Raw genomic sequence first — 20,172 nt, 5'->3', positions numbered from 1 at the left:
GTTCACCGAGGCCGTCACCCTCTACCGCGACCTCGCCCACGGGCCCAACGGCCCCGCCTTCCTCCCCGACCTCGCCATGTCCGTCAACAACCTCGCCAACCGGCAGGGCGAGACCGGAGACCTCCAAGGGGCCCTCACCTCCGTCACCGAGGCCGTCACCCTCTACCGCGACCTCGCCCACGGGCCCAACGGCCCCGCCTTCCTCCCCGACCTCGCCATGTCCGTCAACAACCTCGCCATCCAGCAGAGCGAGACCGGAGACCACCAAGGAGCGCTCACCTCCGTCACCGAGGCCGTCACCCTCTACCGCGACCTCGCCCAAGGACCCAACGGCCCCGCCTTCCTCCCCACCCTGGCCGGATCCCTCAACAACCTCGCCATCCAGCAGGGCGAGACCGGAGACCACCAAAGCGCCCTCACCTCCGTCGCCGAGGCCGTCACCCTCTACCGCGACCTCGCCCACGGGCCCAACGGCCCCGCCTTCCTCCCCGACCTCGCCATGTCCCTCAACAACCTCGCCAACCAACAGAGCGAGACCGGAGACCACCAAAGCGCCCTCACCTCCATCACCGAGGCCGTCACCCTCTACCGCGACCTCGCCCAAGGACCCCACAGGCCCGCCTTCCTCCCCAACCTCGCCGGATCCCTCAACAACCTCGCGGTACGGCAGAGCGAGACCGGAGACCACCAAAGCGCCCTCACCTCCATCACCGAGGCCGTCACCCTCTACCGCGACCTCGCCCAAGGACCCCACAGCCCCGCCTTCCTCCCCAACCTCGCCATGTCCCTCAACAACCTCGCGGTACGGCAGAGCGAGACCGGAGACCACCAAAGCGCCCTCACCTCCATCACCGAGGCCGTCACCCTTTACCGCGACCTCGCCCAAGGACCCCACAGCCCCGCCTTCCTCCCCAACCTCGCCAAGTCCCTCAACAACCTCGGCAACCGGCAGAGCGAGACCGGAGACCACCAAGGAGCGCTCACTTCCGTCACCGAGGCGGTCGCCCTCTACCGCGACCTCGTCCAAGGACCCAACGGCCCCGCCTTCCTCCCCGACCTCGCCATGTCCGTCAACAACCTCGCCAACCGGCAGAGCGAGACCGGAGACCGCCAGGGCGCCCTCACCTCCGTCACCGAGGCGGTCGCCCTCTACCGCGACCTCGTCCAAGGACCCAACGGTCCCGCCTTCCTCCCCGACCTCGCCGGCTCCCTCAACAACCTCGCGGTCCAACAGAGCGAGACCGGAGACCACCAAGGAGCGCTCACGTCCATCACCGAGGCGGTCACCCTCTACCGCGACCTCGCCCAAGGACCCAACGGTCCCGCCTTCCTCCCCGACCTCGCCAAGTCCCTCAACAACCTCGCGGTCCAACAGAGCGAGACCGGAGACCACCAAGGAGCGCTCACTTCCGTCACCGAGGCGGTCACCCTCTACCGCGACCTCGCCCAAGGACCCAACGGTCCCGCCTTCCTCCCCGACCTCGCCACGTCCCTCAACAACCTCGCCAACCAACAGAGCAAGACCGGCAACCGTCAGGGGGCGCTCACGTCCATCACCGAGGCGGTCACCCTTTACCGCGACCTCGCCCAAGGAACCAACGGCCCCGCCTTCCTCGCCAACCTCGCCATGTCCCTCAACAACCTCGCCAACCAGCAGAGCAAGACCGGCAACCGCCAGGGGGCGCTCACGTCCGTCACCGAGGCCGTCACCCTCTACCGCGACCTCGCCCACGGGCCCAACGGCCCCGCCTTCCTCCCCGACCTCGCCACGTCCCTCAACAACCTCGCCAACCAGCAGTTGGTACAGCACGGTCTCGAAGAGGCGGCTCGAACGTCCGACCACGTGATCCTGGGGTTCCCGAGCGGCCCACGCGCCCAGTTGCTCGTCTCACGTGCACGATGGCGCCACAGCCAAGGCGACTTCGCCGGAACCTCGGCCGATCTCGTCCAGGCAGCACGCCTCGCCGACGAGACACCCGACCCCGTTGAGGCAGGCCCCGCCCGCCGCGCCGTGCGTGATCTCGCCCAAGAGCTGAGCGAGCGCACGCCCATGCAGGATCGGAACGAAGGCAACATGCCCGAACTGCCGACATGGGCCACCGCCGAGCTAAGCCCAGAGCTCACCGCTCACCTCAACCAGTGGTTGTCGGCACGCACTTGGAACGAACGGGAATCGCTTCTCCAATTGGCCGGACCTCAGCTGCTCACACCCGCAGGCCAGGCTGCCACGCACCTCGCCCGATTCCTGTATCCAGGGGCATCCGCCCTCGACGACCTCGTCGAACTGCTAGCCGAGGCGGAGACCGGGCCGGGCCTCACCCATACGCTGGCCGAACAGCGCGCGATCCACGGCAGGGCAGAACTGGTCGACGCCTGGCTCGCCACGCCGAACTGGCGCGAAGACCTGGCTTTCCTCCGACGACACCCCGAACTGGCAGACGATCCACTCGTCCGCGAACTGCTGGACTCTGAATCCGACGACCCGGCTTCGCTCCAGCACCTGGGAATCCTGCTGCTGGTCGATCACCTGCCCGTCGAGGACGTCTACGACGCGATCGTCGACCTGGACACCGCCGTCGACACCGCCATGGAATGCATCGACCAGAACCGGACAGCCGCACTTGAGCCCCTGCTCCTGGCTGCCCCCGACCTCCTGCGCACGCGGTTCGTCGCCCCGTACCTCTTGGCCGTGTACACCCTCCTGAGGCCCGCGCCCAGCCCCGCCCCCGGAGAGACGCCGGCTCAACCCACGCCGTCCGAATTCATCGAGGAAGCCGCAGCCCAGGGCTCCGACGTACAGCGGACGGCGGGCGCCAACCGACTGCGCCGGCTGGCCCGAGCGCATCCCGACCTCGCCGACGTCCTTCAGCAACTCGCGTACGTACTCACGGCAGCCACCACACCCGACCCCACCGGCGAAGTCACCACTCATGCCGGATGAAGACGGGCCGTACGACCACCACGCACCGCGAACCCACAGCCCACCCACACTCACCGTGGCCGAGATCACGCACCTCGGCATTCTCGGCGAGCTCTACCGCGCGGCCCCGGGATACGCGGGCATGCAGGATGCCCTGGACACCGCGCTTAAAAGCGCACAGCGTCATCTGGCGAGCGGTGTCGGCTGGGAGGAGATCACCCGGGCCCTCGGCATCCCGCTCCAGGACCTGCAACACCGGATTCGTGAGACGGCCGCAAAGCCGCGCCCGGTACGTCAGCCCAGCCATAGCTCGGTCGTCCTCAGCACCCCTGGCGCCTTTCTGCTGTCCAGCCAGAACTGGTCACCGACCATCTCCACCTCAGCGTCGCAGCACGCCGTCTTCTCACCCATGGCCGCAGACCGACCGTCCGAGCCCTTCGCCACCCCGGGCCCCTCGGCAACCGCTCGCGGGGTCCTGTTCCTGGCCGGTGACCCCCGCCCGGGGCGCAACGAGTTCGGCACCGAGGCCGCGAACATCCGGCAGTCGCTGGCGGGCAGCCTCGTGGACCTCACCGAGCGGATGTCCGTCGGTCTCCCCGAGATCTGCTCGGCGCTGGACCGGGCCACCCCAGCGGTCCTGCACATCGCCGCGCACAGCTCGTTCGGCGGGGTCCACCTCTCCCAGGACGGCAAGGACCTGTGCATCGGCCACGACACGTTCTGCGAGGAGATCACCCGGGCCCGTGTCGCGCCTCGTCTCGTCATCCTGAACTTCTGCGGCTCCGCCACCCTCGCGCATCGGCTCGCCCCAGTGATCGAAGCCGTCATCGGCTGGCCGGACTCGCCCACGGACCGAGGCCTTCACGTCTTCACCCGCCAGCTCTACCGCTCCCTGGTCGAACGACGCTCGGTCACCGACAGCGTCAAGGACGCGGAAGCCGCGACGGCCGGCCCCTACCCCGAGCTCGGCCCGCCCGCACTGCACGGCAACCCCCGCACCGGCCCTTTCTGAGGCCCACGGCCGTGACGTCCTTAGACACCGGCCCCGCGCACCGCCGACACGAACGCCGACCACGCCTGGCGGCCGAATATCAGCGCCGGTCCCTGCGGGGCTTTCGAGTCCCGCACGGGGAGGCCGTGCGGCTGGTTGTCGAGCACTTCGAGGCAGCTGCCCTCGTTGCCGTTGCTGTAGGTCGACTTGCGCCAGCGCTGCTCAGGCATGATGACCGTATTCCTCTGCGATCGACCGCATCAGGTCGAGAGACTCCTTTTGCGGGAGGGCTTCTCCCAGCACCAGAGCGTATGCGGCCTGGATCCGCTGGACCAGGCCGGGTTCGTCGTGCAGTGTGCCCGAGAAAGCCCCTTCCTCATAGGCCACGGGCGGCTGGTCTTCGAACCACATCAACGTGACCATACTGCCGAGGAGCGGATGCCCTCCGTGCGCCAGTGGTACGACGTGCACTCGGATCCGCTCATCCTCCACCAACCGCACAAGGTGCATGACCTGATGCGCCATCACCGCCCGTCCACCGACCGGGCGTCGCAGAACGATCTCGTCCAGCAACGCCCCGACCATCGGGCTCCTGGGATCGTCAAGCACCCGTGCTCGATCCAGTCGCGTCGCAACCGCCTTGCCACGCTCTTCCTTGACCAGGGGTGGATATGACGCATCCCGTAGCAGGGCATCGGCGTACCCCTCGGTCTGCAAGATGCCCGGAACGAATGCCAACCCGAACTCCTGGATAACAGCTGCCTGCTGCTCCAACTCCAGGGCGGCCTCGAAGTGAGGCGCCACCGGCCTACGGTCGTTCCCCGGCCGAAAACTGCTCAGCGCACCCCTCGTATCCAGCACTTGATCCAACCGCCGCGCATCCTCCCGAGACGGCACCCGCCGCCCCGCCTCGATATGCGCGATATGCGTACGCGACATGATCGCCGCGTCCGCCAACTGCTGCTGCGTCTTACCCGCAGCCTCCCGCTGCTGCCGCAACCAGTCGCCGTATGCCGTCCCCATGCGTGACACCCCTCCGTGACCGATCGCACACACAACGTCATCGCCAGTGTGCACAGATCACCCACCCCGCGTGGCCCGATCCCGGAACATCCCCGCCCTCCCGATCGCTATAGCGGGTATGAGCGACTACCGCATCGAGCACGACTCCATGGGCGAGGTACACGTCCCCGCGGACGCCAAGTGGCGAGCCCAGACCCAGCGCGCCGTCGAGAACTTCCCCATCTCCGGCCAGCGCATCGAGCGCGCCCACATCGAGGCCCTGGCCCGCATCAAGGGCGCCGCCGCCAAGGTGAACGCGCGGCTCGGAGTGCTCGACAAGGACATCGCCGAGGCGATCCAGGAGGCCGCCGCGGACGTCGCCGAGGGGCGGTGGGACGAGCACTTCCCGGTCGATGTGTTCCAGACCGGCTCCGGCACCTCGTCCAACATGAACACCAACGAGGTGATCGCCACCCTCGCGAGCGAACGGCTCGGCCGTGACGTGCACCCCAACGACCACGTCAACGCCTCGCAGTCGTCCAACGACGTCTTCCCGTCCTCCATCCACATCGCCGCCACCGCCGCCGTCACCCACGATCTCGTCCCCGCCCTCGAACATCTCGCCGCCTCCCTGACCCGCAAGTCCGAGGAGTTCGCCGATGTGGTGAAGTCCGGGCGGACGCATCTCATGGACGCCACGCCCGTGACGCTGGGCCAGGAGTTCGGCGGGTACGCCGCCCAGGTGCGGTACGGCGTCGAGCGGCTCCAGGCGTCCCTGCCCCGGCTCGCCGAACTCCCCCTGGGCGGGACCGCCGTGGGCACCGGCATCAACACGCCGCCCGGCTTCTCCGCCGCCGTCATCGAGGAGGTGGCCCGCGCCACCGGGCTCCCGCTCACCGAGGCGCGCGACCACTTCGAGGCGCAGGGCGCGCGGGACGGCATCGTCGAGACCAGCGGGCAGCTCAGGACGATCGCGGTCGGGCTCACGAAGATCGCCAACGATCTACGGTGGATGTCCTCCGGGCCGCGCACCGGGCTGGCCGAGATCAGCCTGCCCGACCTCCAGCCCGGCTCCTCGATCATGCCGGGCAAGGTCAATCCGGTCATCCCGGAAGCCGTGCTCATGGTCGCGGCACAGGTCGTCGGCAACGACGCCACGGTGGCCACGGCCGGCGCCGCCGGCAACTTCGAGCTGAACGTGATGCTTCCGGTCATCGCCAAGAACGTCCTGGAGTCGATCCGGCTGCTCGCCAACGCCTCCCGGCTGCTGGCCGACCGCACCGTCGACGGCATCGTCGCGCACCGCGAACGGGCCCGGGAGTACGCCGAGTCGTCGCCGTCGGTGGTCACGCCGCTCAACAAGTACATCGGGTACGAGGAGGCCGCCAAGGTCGCCAAGAAGGCCCTGGCGGAGCGCAGGACGATCCGCGAAGTCGTCCTGGAGAGCGGGTACGTGGAGCGCGGCGACCTCACCCTCCAGCAGCTGGACGAGGCGCTCGACGTCCTGCGGATGACGCGGCCGTAACCGTTGATCACGTCGGCGTGAACCATGACGGTCGCCACGGCGTCGTATGCCTGTGGCACCTAATATCTGTTCATGGCAGACGGTGGAGCGATGTCGACAGAAGTGGAAGCGGGCGGTTCGACGGGCTTCTGGGCGCCCGGGACTCAGATCCTGTGGCGGTACCGGGAGAACGGCGGCCCTCGCCTGCACATCGCGCGTCCCGTCACCGTCGTACGCGACGACGACGAGACGCTCGCGGTATGGCTCGCTCCGGGCACGGAGTGCGTGAAGCCGGCGCTCGCCGACGGAACGCCCGTGCACACGGAACCCCTTGAGACGCGCTACACCAAGCCGCGTACCGTCCAGCGCGACCGCTGGTTCGGCACCGGTGTGCTCAAGCTCGCGCGGCCCGGTGAGCCGTGGTCGGTGTGGCTGTTCTGGGAGCCCGGATGGCGGTTCAAGAACTGGTACGTGAACCTCGAGGAGCCGCTCTCCCGTTGGGCGGGCGGCGTGGACTCCGAGGACCACTTCCTCGACATCTCCGTGCACCCGGACCGCAGTTGGCACTGGCGGGACGAGGACGAGTTCGCGCAGGCCCAGCGGGACGGGCTGATGGACGACCGGCTGGCCGCACGGGTGCGGGAGGCGGGCCGTGACGCGGTGGAGGTGATCCGCTCCTGGGGGCCGCCGTTCGCCGACGGCTGGCAGAACTGGCGCCCGGATCCGTCCTGGGCTGTACCTTCTTTGCCTGAGGACTGGGATCGCACGCCCGCGCACATGTCCTCATGAGACCCTTGATGCGCCCCCGGGCAACAAACGTAGGATCGTCCTCCGCAAGGGCGCGCAAGGGCAACTACCGGAGTGCGCGCCGGGCTTGACCGATCGTCACCGAGGGGCGGCAGGACGTGAGCGAGGGTTACCAGGGCACCGCCGGGATGAGCAGACGCTCCACCGGCGGCACAGGAACTGCCTCTGGTCACGCGGGAATTCCGTTCCTGGGGCACGTATTCCGGGTATCGAAGTTTCGGCGGGACGAACTGCACGCGCGGCGCGCAGCCCCGGACGGATGGATTCGAAAGGCGTGACGGAGCAGCCGACCTCTTTCGAACGCCCCGAGACGGGCGTCGACCCCGCGGAGCCCCGCGGGGCGCTCGTGCGTACCTCGACACCGTCGACGGCGCACTCCACACCGCCGGGGGCCCCTGGCGGAGCCTGCGGTGGCGGCACCGCCTTACCCGCGCAGGCGCGCACCGGAGAGACCCCTTCCACGCCGGGCACCACCGCACCGTCCGGCCCGAGCAAGGAGCCCCCAGTCATCGCCGGCAACGGCCCCGAGCACTCCCAGCCCTCCGTCGCCGCCGAGCCCGACACCCACCGGCCGCGGCCCGTTCCGGAGGCCATCCCGCCGCAGCCCGGCACCGAGCAGCCCTCGTCGTCCGCCGAGCGGCGCACCGGACAGGGTGTGCAGCCCGGCCGGCCCACGCCCATGCGGCGCGACGGTGACCGGCTGCGCTTCGTGGGCGCCGCCACCCGGCGGATCGCCCGCGGCATCGACCTGGACGAGATCGTGATGGGGCTGTGCCGGGCGACCGTGCCGACCTTCTCCGACGCGATCCTCGTCTATCTGCGCGACCCGCTGCCGGTCGGCGACGAGCGTCCCACCGGCCCGGTCGTACTGCGGCTGCGCCGCACCGACCGCATCCCGGAGGAGCGGGACACCGAGAACGGCTTCCTGCCCACGGGTGCCCAGCAGCCGGAGCCGACCGAGCTGGCAGAACTGTCCGCCCTCACGGCCGAGCTGTGCGAGGTGCGGCCCGGCGGTGCCCTCGCCGAGGTGCTGCGCGGCGTACGTCCCGTCTTCGCCGACGCGCCCGCGGCCCGCGCCGCCCTGCCGGAGCTGCTCGGCGACGACGGCGAGTTGATCATCCCCGACGGGCAGCGCGCGATCCTCGCCCCGCTGCGCGGCCGCCGCCGGGTGATCGGCGCCGCGGTCTTCCTGCGCCGCCCGGACCGCCTCGCCTTCGAGCCCGACGACCTCCTGGTCGCCGCCCAGCTCGCCACGCACAGCGCGCTCGGCATCGACAAGGCGGTGCTGTACGGCCGTGAGGCGTACATCGCCGACGAGCTCCAGCGCACCATGCTGCCGGAGACCCTGCCCCGCCCGACCGGCGTGCGGCTGGCGTCCCGCTACCTCCCGGCGGCCGAGACGGCCCGGGTGGGCGGCGACTGGTACGACGCGATCCCGCTGCCGGGCAGCCGGGTGGCGCTGGTCGTCGGTGACGTCATGGGTCACTCCATGACCTCGGCGGCGATCATGGGCCAGCTGCGCACGACGGCCCAGACCCTCGCCGGCCTCGACCTGCCCCCGCAGGAGGTCCTGCACCACCTCGACGAGCAGGCCCAGCGGCTGGGCACCGACCGCATGGCGACCTGCCTGTACGCGGTCTACGACCCGGTCTCGCACCGCATCACCATCGCCAACGCGGGCCATCCGCCGCCCGTCCTGCTGCACCTGGGGGGCCGGGCCGAGGTGCTCCGGGTGCCTGCGGGCGCGCCCATCGGCGTCGGCGGCGTCGACTTCGAAGCGGTCGAACTGGACGCGCCGGCCGGAGCGACCCTGCTCCTCTACACCGACGGCCTGGTCGAGTCCCGCCTGCGGGACGTGTGGACGGGCATAGAGCAGCTGCGCGAGAAGCTCGCCGCCACCGCGCAGCTCACCGGCCCGGATCATCCGCCGCCCCTGGAAGCCCTGTGCGACGAGGTGCTGGACATGCTCGGCCCGGGCGACCGGGACGACGACATCGCGCTGCTCGCCGCCCGCTTCGACGGGATCGCGCCGAGCGACGTGGCGTACTGGTTCCTGGAGCCGGAGGACGCGGCGCCGGGCCGGGCCCGGCGGCTCGCGCGGCGTGCGCTGGCCCGCTGGGGCCTGGAGGAACTGAGCGACTCGGTCGAGCTGCTGGTCAGCGAGGTCGTCACCAACGCGGTGCGGTATGCCTCGCGGCCGGTGACGCTGCGGTTGTTGCGGACCGATGTGCTGCGGTGCGAGGTCGGTGACGATGTGCCGCAGTTGCCGCGGCTGCGGCAGGCCCGGGCCACGGATGAGGGTGGGCGGGGGCTGTATCTCGTCAACCGGCTGGCTCGGCGGTGGGGGGCGACTCGGTTGAGTACCGGCAAGGTCGTCTGGTTCGAGTTGAATCGCGGCTGAGCGCCGTTCAGGGACCTGCGCGTCGCCGGCCGCGGGGGCTTCGTGGCTGGTCGCGCCCCCGCGGCGGAGCCGCGTATTCAACACAGCCTCGCGCCCCCGAAGGGGCGCCGCCCTACTGTTCGTTTCCGGGTCGGACCGGATCCAGGGTGATGTCGTCCGTCGGCGTGGAGGTCGGCTCGTCCGTCGGTTCCTCCGTCGTCGGCTCCTCGGTCGGCTCCTCCGTCGTCGGCTCCTCGGTGGGCTCCTCCGTCGTCGGGGTCTCCGTCGGCTCCTTCGTCGTCGGCTCCTCGGTGGGCTCCTCGGTCGTCGGCTCCTCGGTCGGGGTCGGGGTCCACGTCGGCTGGACGGCCGCGCCCTGGTCGGTGTCGAGGTCGAACCTGGCGTCCGGGTCCGTCACGCCGAACATGTACGCCGCCCAGATCTGCGCCGGGAAGCCACCGCCGTTGACGCGGTCGAAGCCGCCCGCGCCGTACATCTTGGTCTGGGCGTGGGTCTTGTCGTCCTCGCCGAACAGGCCCACGGAGGTGACCAGGTCGGGCGTGTAGCCGGTGAACCAGGCCGACTTGTTGTCGTCGGAGGTACCCGTCTTGCCGGCGACCTTCTGGCCGTCGCGCTTGGGGTTGTTCGCCACGGCCTTCCGGGCCGTACCGTCGTCGACCACGCCGGTCAGGACCGAGGTCACCGTGTCGGCGGCCTCAGGGCTGATGACCTGCTCGCCGATCGGGTCGGGGATGGCGACCGTACGGCTGTTGTGCTCGGCCTTCTTGAGGATGCCGGGCGTGACCTTCTTGCCGTGGTTGTCGAGGGTGGCGTACACCCCGGCCATCTGCAGCGGACTGGCGCCCATGGTGCCCAGGGTCTGCGCCGGGACGGCCTCTTCCTTCTCGGTGTCCATGCCGAGCTTGCCGGCCACGTCCATGACGTTCTTCATGCCGACGTCCACGCCCATCTGCGCGAAGACGGAGTTGACGGACTTGTTCATCGCCGTCTGGACGGTGATGTCGCCGTAGTTCTGGTCGTCCTCGTTCTCGGGCGCGAAGCCGACCTTGTTGCCGTTCGCGTCCAGGACGGGCCGCTTGCTCGTGCCGTCGTAGATGGTGTTCGCGGTGATCGGCTTGCCGGAGCGGGTCTCGGCGGCCTCCTCCAGGGCGGCGGCCAGGATCACCGGCTTGAACGTGGAGGCGGGCTGGTAGTCGGTGCGGGTCGCGTTGCTCGTGTAGTGCTTGAAGTAGTCGACGCCGCCGTACAGGGCGACGATCTTCCCCGTCTTGGGGTCGACGGAGACCGCGCCGGCCTGGACGTCCGCGTCCACCTTGCGCTTCTTCGCGTCCAGCTTGCTGGTCAGCTGCGCCTTGACGGCCTTCTCCAGCTGGTCCTGCTTCTTCTTGTCGATGTTCAGGGTGATGGTCCAGCCCTGGTCGACGACGGCGGACTCGGCCTGGGAGCGGGTGAGGCCCTGCTCCTTCATCAGCTGGTCCTCGAGCTGGCGGTTGGCGAGCTCGATCAGATAGCCCTTCTGGCCCTCCAGGCCGGCGGTGGGCTTGGGCTCCTTCGGCTCCGGGAGCTTCGTCATGGCCCGGCGCTCGGCCGGGTCCAGCCAGCCCTCCTCGACCATGTTGTCCAGGACGTAGTTCCAGCGGTTGGTGACCAGCCTCTTGCCGGTTTCGGACGCGGCCTGCCAGTCGTACTGGCTCGGTGCCTGGAGCAACGCGGCGAGATAGGCGCCCTGTTCGACGGTGAGCTTCTCGGCGTCGATGCGGTAGTAGGCCTGGGCGGCGGCCTGGATGCCGTAGGCGCCGCGGCCGTAGTAGCTGGTGTTGATGTAGCCGGCGAGGATGTCGTCCTTGGTCATCTGGCGGTCGACCTTCAGGGAGATGACCATCTCCTTGAGCTTGCGGCTGACCGTCTGTTCCTGGCTCAGGTAGTAGTTCTTGACGTACTGCTGGGTGATCGTGGAACCGCCCTGCGCGCCCTTGCCCATCAGGGTGTTGAGCACACCGCGGGCGGTGCCCTTCAGGTCGATGCCGTTGTCGTCGTAGAAGCTCTTGTTCTCGGCGGCGACGAAGGTGTACTGGACCTTCTTGGGCACCTTGGCCAGGTCGACGATCTCGCGGTTGACCTCGCCGTCGCGGGCCAGGGTCGTGGTGCCGTCGCTGTACTTGTAGACGTTGCTCTGGCGCTGCGCGGCCTGGGCGGCGGCGTTGTCGGTGGGCACGTCCACCGCGAGGTACAGCGCGATGAAGGCACCGATGGCGAGCAGGCAGAAGCCGAGGAACGTGCCGAGGATCTTCTTCCAGGTGAACAGCCGGCGTATTCGGCCCTTGCCGTCAGCGCCCTTGCCCGAGGACCTGGCCGCCCGGCGGGCCGCGGCCCGGCCGCCGGCCGCGGTCGACGGCGTGCCGATGACGGTGGTCGACTCGCCCGCCCCCGTGTTCGACGGCGTCCCGGACGAACGCCGGGGCGCCGCGCGGCGGCCACCGCGCTGCCGTGCTCGTCTCTCTTCCGCTCGTCCCATGGGTCCGTTCCGCTCCGCTTCGTTCTTGTGTGCGCTGCTGCCACACAGGTTCGCCGCTCAGGTCAGCTCAGAAAGCTAACACCGGAAGTTGTGACAAACGTCGGTCGATCCGGTCTTTTGCGGACGTGACAATCAGCACCTGTCCCACCGGAACCGACGACTCAGGGGTGTATAAGGTTGCTCGCACGGGGTAAAGTGATATCACTTAGCTAAACCAGAGATAGACCAGAGATATGAGGAAGCCGCAGCGGCTTCCGTTGGAAACGGGGGGACCACCCATGCCGAACGACAAGCACGACGAGAACGACGCGACGGCCGCCACCGCCGACGTACCCGAGATGCCCGCCCCGCGTGTGCGGGAGTTCACGGCACACAGCATCGGCGGCGGGCTCGCCCTGCTGCTGGGCCTGGTCGGCCTGCTGCTCGGCGCGGGGCTGATCGCCGCCGGCGGCACGGTCTCCGGCGCCGGCGGCCAGGCGACCCTGATAGTGCTCGGCATCGTGGTCGCGATCGCCGCCGTCCTCGCCATGTGCGGGCTGAACATGGTCGCGCCGGGTGAGGCCCGGGTCGTCCAGCTCTTCGGGCGGTACCGGGGGACGATCCGCGAGGACGGACTGCGCTGGGTGAACCCCTTCACGTCCCGCACGAAGATCTCGACCCGCGTCCGCAACCACGAGACGGCCGTACTGAAGGTCAACGACGCCTACGGCAACCCGATCGAGCTCGCCGCGGTCGTGGTGTGGAAGGTCGAGGACACCGCGCAGGCGTCCTTCGAGGTGGACAACTACCTGGAGTTCGTGGCCACGCAGACGGAGGCGGCGGTGCGGCACATCGCCATCGAGTACCCGTACGACGCCCATGACGAGGCCGGCCTGTCGCTGCGCGGGAACGCCGAGGAAATCACCGAGAAGCTCGCCTTCGAACTGCACGCGCGCGTGGAGGCGGCCGGCGTCCAGATCATCGAGTCGCGCTTCACGCATCTCGCGTACGCTCCCGAGATCGCCTCCGCGATGCTCCAGCGGCAGCAGGCCGGCGCGGTCGTCGCGGCCCGCCGGCAGATCGTCGACGGAGCGGTCGGCATGGTCGAGGCGGCGCTCGCCCGGATCTCCGAGCGGGACATCGTGGAACTGGACGAGGAGCGCAAGGCGGCGATGGTGTCCAACCTGATGGTGGTGCTGTGCGGCGACCGGGCCCCGCAGCCGGTCCTCAACACCGGGACGCTCTACCAGTGACGGATCCTTCCGGGGGCTCGGCCCCCCAGGGTCGGCCGCAGCGCAAGCAGGTGCTGCTGCGGCTCGACCCGGCCGTGTACGAGGCGCTGGCGCGCTGGGCCGGGGACGAACTGCGCTCCGCCAACGCCCAGATCGAGTTCCTGCTGCGGCGCGCCCTCGCGGAGGCGGGCCGGCTGCCCGGCGAGGCAAAGCCGATCGCCCGCCGGGGACGCCCGCCGGTGAACCCACCCGAATCCCAGTAGCAGAACCGTGACAATGGCCCCCCACCTGGGCCTTCACACCGACCGCCATGATCTACACACTCCGCGTATACATGGTGCGTATACACCCCGTGTAGTGTCCTCGTCATGTCCATCGGTCACACCCTTCTAGGGCTCCTGGAGTCGGGCCCCCGCCACGGTTACGACCTCAAGCGGGCCTTCGACGAGAAGTTCGGTCACGACCGGCCGCTGCACTACGGCCAGGTCTACTCGACGATGTCCCGGCTGCTGAAGAACGGCCTGGTCGAGGTCGACGGCATCGAGGCCGGCGGCGGGCCTGAGCGCAAGCGCTACGCCATCACCGACGCCGGCATCACCGACGTACAGCGGTGGCTCGCGACGCCGGAGAAGCCGGAGCCGTACCTCCAGTCGACCCTCTACACCAAGGTCGTCCTCGCCCTGCTCACCGGGCGCGACGCGGCCGACATCCTCGACACCCAGCGCTCCGAGCACCTGCGCAGCATGCGCATCCTCACCGACCGCAAACGCAAGGGCGACCTGGCCGACCAGCTCATCTGCGACCACGCCCTCTTCCACCTCGAGGCCGACCTGCGCTGGCTGGAACTGACCGCCGCCCGACTCGACAAGCTGGCCGAGGTGGTGGCCAAGTGAGCGCGCCTCCCGGATCCCTGCTCGCCGCGCACGACCTGCGCAAGGCCTACGGCCCGACTCTCGCCCTCGACGGCGCCGAGTTCTCCATCCACCCCGGCGAGGTCGTCGCCGTCATGGGCCCCTCCGGCTCCGGCAAGTCCACGCTGCTGCACTGCCTCGCCGGCATCGTGCCGCCCGACTCCGGATCCATCACCTACAACGGCCGCGAGCTCGCCACCATGAGCGACGCCCAGCGCAGCGCCCTGCGCCGCTCGGAGTTCGGCTTCGTCTTCCAGTTCGGCCAGCTCGTACCCGAACTCACCTGCGTCGAGAACGTCGCCCTCCCACTGCGCCTGAACGGCACCTCCCGCAAGGAGGCCGAGCGCACCGCCCTCACCTGGATGCAGCGCCTGGAGGTCGACGACCTGCGCAAGAAGCGCCCCGGCGAGGTCTCCGGCGGCCAGGGCCAGCGCGTCGCCGTCGCCCGCGCGCTGGTCACCAGCCCGCGCGTCCTGTTCGCCGACGAACCCACCGGCGCACTCGACTCCCTCAACGGCGAACGCGTGATGGACCTGCTGACGGACGCCGCCCGCTCCACCAACGCAGCCGTCGTCCTCGTCACGCACGAGGCCCGGGTCGCCGCCTACTCCGACCGCGAGATCGTCGTCCGCGACGGCAAGTCCCGGGACATGGAGCGGGTCGTATGAGCGTGGGCCAGTGGAGCAGAGATCTGGCCCTGGGGGTCCGGTTCGCCTTCGCCGGCGGACGCGAGGGGTGGGTCCGTGCCCTGCTGACCGCCGTCGGGGTCGGGCTCGGGGTGGCGCTGCTGCTGCTCACGACCGCCGTGCCGAGCGCGCTGACCGAGCGCGACCACCGCGGCAGCGCCCGGGACGACTTCACGTACGGCGCGCAGCCGCTGCGCAAGGCGGACGACACGTTGCTCATCGCGGATGTCGACACGACGTTCCGCAGCGAGGACGTACGGGGCCGCCTGCTGGAGCCCGAGGGCTCGCGGGCGCCGCTGCCGCCGGGTGTCGAGGAGTTCCCGGCCAAGGGTGAGATGGTCGCCTCGCCCGCGCTGAAGCGCCTGCTGGAGTCCGACTCGGGCAAGCTGCTGCGCGAACGCCTCCCCTATCGGATCACCGGCACCATCCAGCAGACCGGACTCATCGGGCCCGCCGAACTCGCCTACTACGCGGGCGGCTCGGGGCTGGCGAACCATCTGAGCAACGGTTCCATCGAGCGCATCGACTACTTCGGGCCCTCGTCGGGGACGCCGGACGACGAGCTGGACCCGATCCTGATCCTGCTCGTCATGATCATCTTTGTGGTGCTGCTGCTGCCGGTCGGCGTGTTCATCGCCGCCGCCGTGCGCTTCGGCGGCGAGCGCCGAGACCGCCGGCTCGCCGCCCTCAGGCTGGTCGGCGCGGACGGCAGGATGGCGCGCCGGGTCGCGGCCGGCGAGGCACTCGCCGGGGCGCTGCTCGGGCTCGTCCTCGGCACCGCGTTCTTCCTGGCGGGGCGTCAGCTGGCGTCCCTGCTGAAGGTGCGCAACATCAGCGTGTTCCCGAGCGACCTCAATCCGTCGCCCGCGCTCGCCGCGCTGGTCGCCGTCGCCGTACCGGCCGCGGCCGTGCTGGTGACGCTGTTCGCGCTGCGCGGGGTCGTCATCGAGCCGCTCGGCGTCGTCCGTACGGCGAAGCCCCCGCGCCGTCGGCTGTGGTGGCGGCTGCTGCTGCCGCTGGCCGGCCTCGCGCTGCTGTACCCGATGATGGGTCAGGGCAACGCCAACGGGAACTTCAACGAGTGGATGGTGATCGGCGGCACCGTACTGCTGCTGGTCGGCGTCACCGCGCTGCTGCCGTGGCTCGTCGAGGCCGTGGTGGCCCGGCTGAACTCGGGCTCGGTCTCCTGGCAACTGGCTGTTCGCCGACTCCAGTTGAGCAGCGGCACGGCTGCCCGCATGGTCAACGGCATCGCGGTCGCGGTGGCCGGGGCGATCGCCCTGCAGATGCTGTTCGCCGGGGTGGAGTCCGACTACACCGAGGACACGGGCAACGACCCGACCCGGGCCCAGCTGACGATGCATGTGCGGGACGACGTCGCGCTGGGCGAGCTCGCCGGGCAGCTGGCGCGCACGGAGGGCGTACGCCACGCGACGGCCCTCGCCGAGGGTTCGCTCGGCGACCGGGCCAAGGAGCCCGACAACACGGTGGAGGCGACCGTCGCGGGCTGCGCCGAGTTGCGCGAGGTGGCGCGTCTGACGTCCTGCCGGGACGGCGACATGTTCAGGATCCTCGGCAGCGAGTACGACGGCGAGACGAAGAAGCTCACCGAGCCGGGCGAGACCCTGTACTTCGACCCTGCCTACCCCGGTTCGCCGAGCCACACGGTGTCCTGGAAGGTGCCGGCCGGCATCAAGGTGGCGGGGCCGCGTGAGGATCCGACCGGTTACGAGCGCGGCGGGCTGCTGTTCACCCCGGGCGCACTGCCCGAGGGCACGGGAGCCGCCATGTTCGAGACGGTGTACCTCTCGCTGGACACGTCGGTGCCGGACGCCGCCGAGTTCGCCCGCAACACCGCCGCGCGGATCGACCCGCTGACGAGCGTGAACGCCCTGGCCGCCAGCCGGCAGACCGAGGAGTTCCGCGCCATCCGCAACGGCCTGTTCGTCGGCGCGACCTGCGTCCTGCTGCTGATCGGCGCCAGCCTGCTGGTCTCCCAGCTGGAGCAGCTGCGCGAGCGCAAGAAGCTGTTGTCGTCCCTGGTCGCCTTCGGCACCCGGCGCCGCACGCTGAGCCTGTCGGTGCTGTGGCAGACGGCGATCCCGATCGCGCTCGGGCTGCTGCTGGCGTCGGTGGTCGGACTGACGCTCGGTGCGGTGCTGCTGAGGATGGTCGAGGCCCAGGTGAGCGTGGACTGGGCGAGCCTGCTGTCGATGACCGGCATCGGCGCCGGCGTCGTCCTCGTGGTGACGGTCCTCAGCCTGCCACCGCTGCTGCGGCTGATGCGGCCGGACGGACTGCGCACCGAGTAGGACGGACGGCGCACGGCTCGGGCGGTGGGGCTCCTGCGGGGACCCCACCGCCTTCGCGTTCAGAGGCTGTACTCCCGTACGACCCGCCGGACCTGGGCGAACAGCATGCCGACGTTGACCGACTTGCGGCAGACGACGACGGCCACCACGTCCTGCTGCTCGGTCAGACGCACGAACAGGTGTGTGAGGTTCTCACTGTTGACCAGGATCTCCTGGAAGAAGTGGTTGTCGCTGCTGATGCCGCGGCGCTCCTTGAAGACGTCCTCGATCATCACGACCGTGCGCCCCTGGAACAGGTCGAGCGTCGCGCCCGCCAGCAGGTCCAGGACCTCCGGCGGATGGTTCTCGACGGTCTCGTACGAAAGCAGCATCCCGGTGGACATGTCGACCACGCCGGAGGCCACGCAGTCCGGGGCGTCGGTGCGAAGGTGCTTGACCAGGCTCATCACCTGGTCGGAGAAACCTGAGGTCATGCGCTTCGTCGCCATCCCTTCAAACTCCCTCTGGTGCCTTGTCGGTGAGGATCAGATCGATGCGGCGCAGAGCGGACTGCGTCGCCCGGTTCAGGTGGTCCACGTCCATGCCCTCGTCGCCGAGCACGACCATCAGGGCCGTGTCGCCGACGGCGTAGAAGGCGGCGCAGCCATGGCTGCCGTACGTGACCGTCCGGCGCAGGGCACCGCGGGCAGTGGCGTCGGCGGTGCGCCTGGCGAGACCGAGACCGGCCGCGGCGAGGGCGGCGAGGCCCTCCGGGTCGATGGTGTCGGCGGTGTCCGCGGCGATGAGGAGGCCGTCGGCGGCGGCGACCGCGGTGTCGGTGATCCCGGTGACCTGTTCGCGCAGGCCACGCATTTCCAGTGCCAGGGCCTTGTGATCCATGTACGCGACTCTCCTATTTCTTTCACATCTGATCGGCTGCTTCATTTCGGACTCATCTCGTAATTCCGTTCCGCAGGCGGAAGAAGCTGCCGGGTTTTCGGCGGGGCAGAGCGGTCGGGGTCGAAGGCGGGTGCGGCGACGGCTCGACGGGCGCCGGTTCCTTCGGGCGCAGCGCGTGGCCGTCCGGAAAGGGGCGGACGGGGATCGGTGCGGGTGTCTGGGCGCAGACCAGCAGTCCGTCGCCGAGCATCCGCGCGACCTCGACCGTCACGGCGTAGACGCCCCGCCCGATCCGGAAGGCGAGGTCCCGGGCGGTACGGCGGCCGTCGGCGTGGGCGAGCAGCTCGCGCCGCAGGACGGTGAGCGGGGTGTCCGTGCCGGCGGGCGCGGGTGCGGGCACGGGCCGCTCGCGGTCGGGGTGGACGGGGTGCGGGAGCTCGGTGAGCGCGGTGAGTCTGCGGGCCGCCCCCTGGAGCAGACCGAGCGGCGGTTCCCCCAGGGGGACCTGCGCGAACGGCTCGGTGGTGGGGACGCGTTCGCAGTCGTCGACCCGGCCTGCGGCGATGGCGAACACGGCGTCGTGCAGCGCCATCGCGCACACGACCCGGAGCTGCGCGGCCCCCGCGTACCCGCGTGCGATGAGGGCGGTCGCCGGCCAGCGCGAGCCCCCGGACTCCCACATCAGTTCGGCCCACTGCTCGCCGCTGACCCGGCCGGAGCGCAGCAGCAGCGCCTCGGGTCCCGGTGCGCCGGGTGACTCGGCGGCGACCACCCGGCCGTCGCCGAGGTGGAAGGTGCCGCCCGGCGTTCCGCTGACCCTGAGCTCTCCGGTGAAGCCGTCACGCGCGCAGGCAGCCAGGGCCCGTGCCAGGTGTTCGTAGCCCGACATCACACCCCTCGTCGTTTCGCACACACGCCTGACGCATAGCGCTGAGGGGGGAATGTGTATCAGTCCGCGCGCATATTCCGGAGGGGGATATCCGACCTGTCGCTAGTTGACGGAAGTTGAGTTTCCGCGCGACTCAAAGAAGTGTGTTCGGCGCTCATTTGACCGACTGGCACACCGATACCGGCAACGGCCGAAGCGCCTCTCGCAGGGCAGCCGCCAGCTCCTCGTACTCCGCTCCCCGTGCCGCTCCCGCCCGCATCGCGAGGGCGATCCGGCGGGTGGGGGCAGGTTCGGCGAAGTACCCGGTGAGCAGCCGGCTGCTGCGGGTGGTCTCCACCTTGAGGGCGGTCCGCGGCAGCAGAGTGCAGCCGAGTCCGCCCGCGACGAGCTGCACGAGCGTGGACAGCCCGGCGGCCGTGGTGGTCACCGGAGCGTCCTCGCGACCCGCTTCCCGGCAGATGTCGAGCGCCTGGTCGCGCAGGCAGTGCCCCTCGTCCAGGAGCAGCAGGTTCAGCTCCTTCAGCGCCTCGCGCGCGATGCCCTCGCGGCCGCCGAGCCGGTGCTCCAGCGGGGTGACGAGCACGAAGTCCTCGTCGAAGAGCGGGAGTTCGGCGATGCCGGGCACCCCGAGCGGGACGGCCAGCAGCAACAGGTCCAGGCGGCCCGTGGTGAGGCCGTCGACCAGGCTCGCGGTCTGCTCCTCGTGCACCTGGAGGTCGAGGTGCGGATACCGGTCGTGGGTGAGCCGCAGGACCGTCGGCAGGAGGTAGGGCGCGACGGTGGGGATGACGCCGAGGCGCAGGGCACCGGTGAACGGAGCCCGGACCGCCTCGGCTTCCTCCATGAGCGCCCCGACCTCCGCGAGCACCGCCTTCGCCCGTACGGCCAGCCGCTCGCCGGCCGGTGAGAGCAGCACCTTGCGAGTGGTGCGTTCCAGCAAGGTCACTCCGAGTGACTCCTCCAGGGCGGAGACGGCACCGGACAGGGCGGGCTGGCTCATGCCGATCGCGGCGGCCGCGTCCCGGAAATGGAGGTGCTCGGCGACGGCGGCGAAGGCCCGCAGCTGGGCGAGGCTCGGCTGCCTCCTCTTACTCACGGTCACTGATAGATCCTTCCGATCAACCCGACCGAGTGTAGCTATTTC

General features: G+C 70.1%; 16 protein-coding genes and 1 pseudogene. 10 read left to right on the top strand and 7 right to left on the bottom strand.

Annotation, left to right across the window (positions count from 1 at the left end; genetic code table 11):
* Both ACIRD7_RS35005 and ACIRD7_RS35000 read left to right on the top strand, forming a co-directional pair.
* Positions 1–2,941 (top strand): annotated as a pseudogene (locus tag ACIRD7_RS35005) (hypothetical protein); the annotation flags it as partial.
* A gap of 55 nt (positions 2,942–2,996) precedes the next feature.
* Complete coding sequence (locus ACIRD7_RS35000) at positions 2,997–3,932, top strand: hypothetical protein (protein ID WP_403459854.1); 936 nt, start codon at positions 2,997–2,999, stop codon at positions 3,930–3,932.
* Between the two features lie 20 nt (positions 3,933–3,952).
* On the opposite strand, the gene ACIRD7_RS34995 is transcribed toward ACIRD7_RS35000, so the two are convergent.
* Positions 3,953–4,141 carry a DUF397 domain-containing protein gene (locus tag ACIRD7_RS34995; RefSeq protein ID WP_403459853.1) on the bottom strand — a complete coding sequence of 63 codons (189 nt, stop codon included), beginning with the start codon at positions 4,139–4,141 and terminating at the stop codon, positions 3,953–3,955.
* Positions 4,134–4,934, bottom strand: coding sequence for a helix-turn-helix domain-containing protein (locus ACIRD7_RS34990; RefSeq protein WP_403459851.1), 801 nt, complete (start codon positions 4,932–4,934; stop codon positions 4,134–4,136). The genes ACIRD7_RS34995 and ACIRD7_RS34990 overlap by 8 nt, the downstream gene beginning before the upstream one ends.
* A gap of 118 nt (positions 4,935–5,052) precedes the next feature.
* On the opposite strand from ACIRD7_RS34990, the gene ACIRD7_RS34985 reads away from it, so the two are divergent.
* From ACIRD7_RS34985 to ACIRD7_RS34975, 3 genes are all read left to right on the top strand, one after another.
* Positions 5,053–6,438 (top strand): class II fumarate hydratase, encoded by a 1,386-nt coding sequence (locus ACIRD7_RS34985; RefSeq protein WP_403459849.1) that lies wholly within the window; start codon positions 5,053–5,055, stop codon positions 6,436–6,438.
* Positions 6,439–6,510: 72 nt separating this feature from the next.
* Entirely contained in the window at positions 6,511–7,206 is a 696-nt protein-coding gene (locus ACIRD7_RS34980) for a DUF402 domain-containing protein (RefSeq protein WP_403459848.1), read from the top strand.
* A 277-nt stretch (positions 7,207–7,483) separates the two neighbouring features.
* Positions 7,484–9,625: a SpoIIE family protein phosphatase gene (locus ACIRD7_RS34975; protein ID WP_403459846.1), complete on the top strand. Its 2,142-nt coding sequence runs from the start codon at positions 7,484–7,486 to the stop codon at positions 9,623–9,625.
* Between the two features lie 112 nt (positions 9,626–9,737).
* Here the strand turns inward: ACIRD7_RS34975 and ACIRD7_RS34970 are convergent, their stop codons facing one another.
* The gene (locus tag ACIRD7_RS34970; protein ID WP_403459845.1) at positions 9,738–12,140 is read right to left on the bottom strand and encodes a transglycosylase domain-containing protein; all 2,403 of its coding nucleotides are present in this window, start codon (positions 12,138–12,140) and stop codon (positions 9,738–9,740) included.
* Between the two features lie 278 nt (positions 12,141–12,418).
* On the opposite strand from ACIRD7_RS34970, the gene ACIRD7_RS34965 reads away from it, so the two are divergent.
* The 5 genes from ACIRD7_RS34965 (at position 12,419) to ACIRD7_RS34945 (ending at position 17,260) form a co-directional block, all read left to right on the top strand.
* Positions 12,419–13,372, top strand: coding sequence for an SPFH domain-containing protein (locus ACIRD7_RS34965; RefSeq protein ID WP_403459843.1), 954 nt, complete (start codon positions 12,419–12,421; stop codon positions 13,370–13,372).
* The gene (locus ACIRD7_RS34960; protein WP_403459841.1) at positions 13,369–13,614 is read left to right on the top strand and encodes a hypothetical protein; all 246 of its coding nucleotides are present in this window, start codon (positions 13,369–13,371) and stop codon (positions 13,612–13,614) included. Before ACIRD7_RS34965 ends, ACIRD7_RS34960 begins: the two co-directional genes overlap by 4 nt.
* Positions 13,615–13,719: 105 nt before the next feature.
* Complete coding sequence (locus ACIRD7_RS34955; RefSeq protein ID WP_403459840.1) at positions 13,720–14,244, top strand: PadR family transcriptional regulator; 525 nt, start codon at positions 13,720–13,722, stop codon at positions 14,242–14,244.
* Entirely contained in the window at positions 14,241–14,930 is a 690-nt protein-coding gene (locus ACIRD7_RS34950) for an ABC transporter ATP-binding protein (protein WP_403459838.1), read from the top strand. The genes ACIRD7_RS34955 and ACIRD7_RS34950 overlap by 4 nt, the downstream gene beginning before the upstream one ends.
* On the top strand, positions 14,927–17,260 hold the full coding sequence (locus ACIRD7_RS34945) for an ABC transporter permease (protein ID WP_403459837.1): 2,334 nt from the start codon (positions 14,927–14,929) through the stop codon (positions 17,258–17,260). Before ACIRD7_RS34950 ends, ACIRD7_RS34945 begins: the two co-directional genes overlap by 4 nt.
* Before the next feature lie 59 nt (positions 17,261–17,319).
* On the opposite strand, the gene ACIRD7_RS34940 is transcribed toward ACIRD7_RS34945, so the two are convergent.
* The 4 genes from ACIRD7_RS34940 to ACIRD7_RS34925 form a co-directional block, all read right to left on the bottom strand.
* Positions 17,320–17,748 carry a hypothetical protein gene (locus ACIRD7_RS34940; RefSeq protein WP_126901583.1) on the bottom strand — a complete coding sequence of 143 codons (429 nt, stop codon included), beginning with the start codon at positions 17,746–17,748 and terminating at the stop codon, positions 17,320–17,322.
* A 4-nt stretch (positions 17,749–17,752) separates the two neighbouring features.
* The gene (locus tag ACIRD7_RS34935) at positions 17,753–18,139 is read right to left on the bottom strand and encodes a roadblock/LC7 domain-containing protein (RefSeq protein WP_403459836.1); all 387 of its coding nucleotides are present in this window, start codon (positions 18,137–18,139) and stop codon (positions 17,753–17,755) included.
* Between the two features lie 52 nt (positions 18,140–18,191).
* Positions 18,192–19,028 carry a MarR family transcriptional regulator gene (locus tag ACIRD7_RS34930; RefSeq protein WP_403459835.1) on the bottom strand — a complete coding sequence of 279 codons (837 nt, stop codon included), beginning with the start codon at positions 19,026–19,028 and terminating at the stop codon, positions 18,192–18,194.
* Between the two features lie 154 nt (positions 19,029–19,182).
* The gene (locus ACIRD7_RS34925) at positions 19,183–20,130 is read right to left on the bottom strand and encodes a LysR substrate-binding domain-containing protein (protein ID WP_403459833.1); all 948 of its coding nucleotides are present in this window, start codon (positions 20,128–20,130) and stop codon (positions 19,183–19,185) included.
* Positions 20,131–20,172 lie beyond the last annotated feature (42 nt).

It is taken from the genome of Streptomyces sp. NPDC093568, assembly GCF_044764945.1.
Taxonomy (GTDB): domain Bacteria; phylum Actinomycetota; class Actinomycetes; order Streptomycetales; family Streptomycetaceae; genus Streptomyces.
Note: the sequence above shows the minus strand (reverse complement) of the source record. Positions and strands in the feature narration are given on the sequence as shown.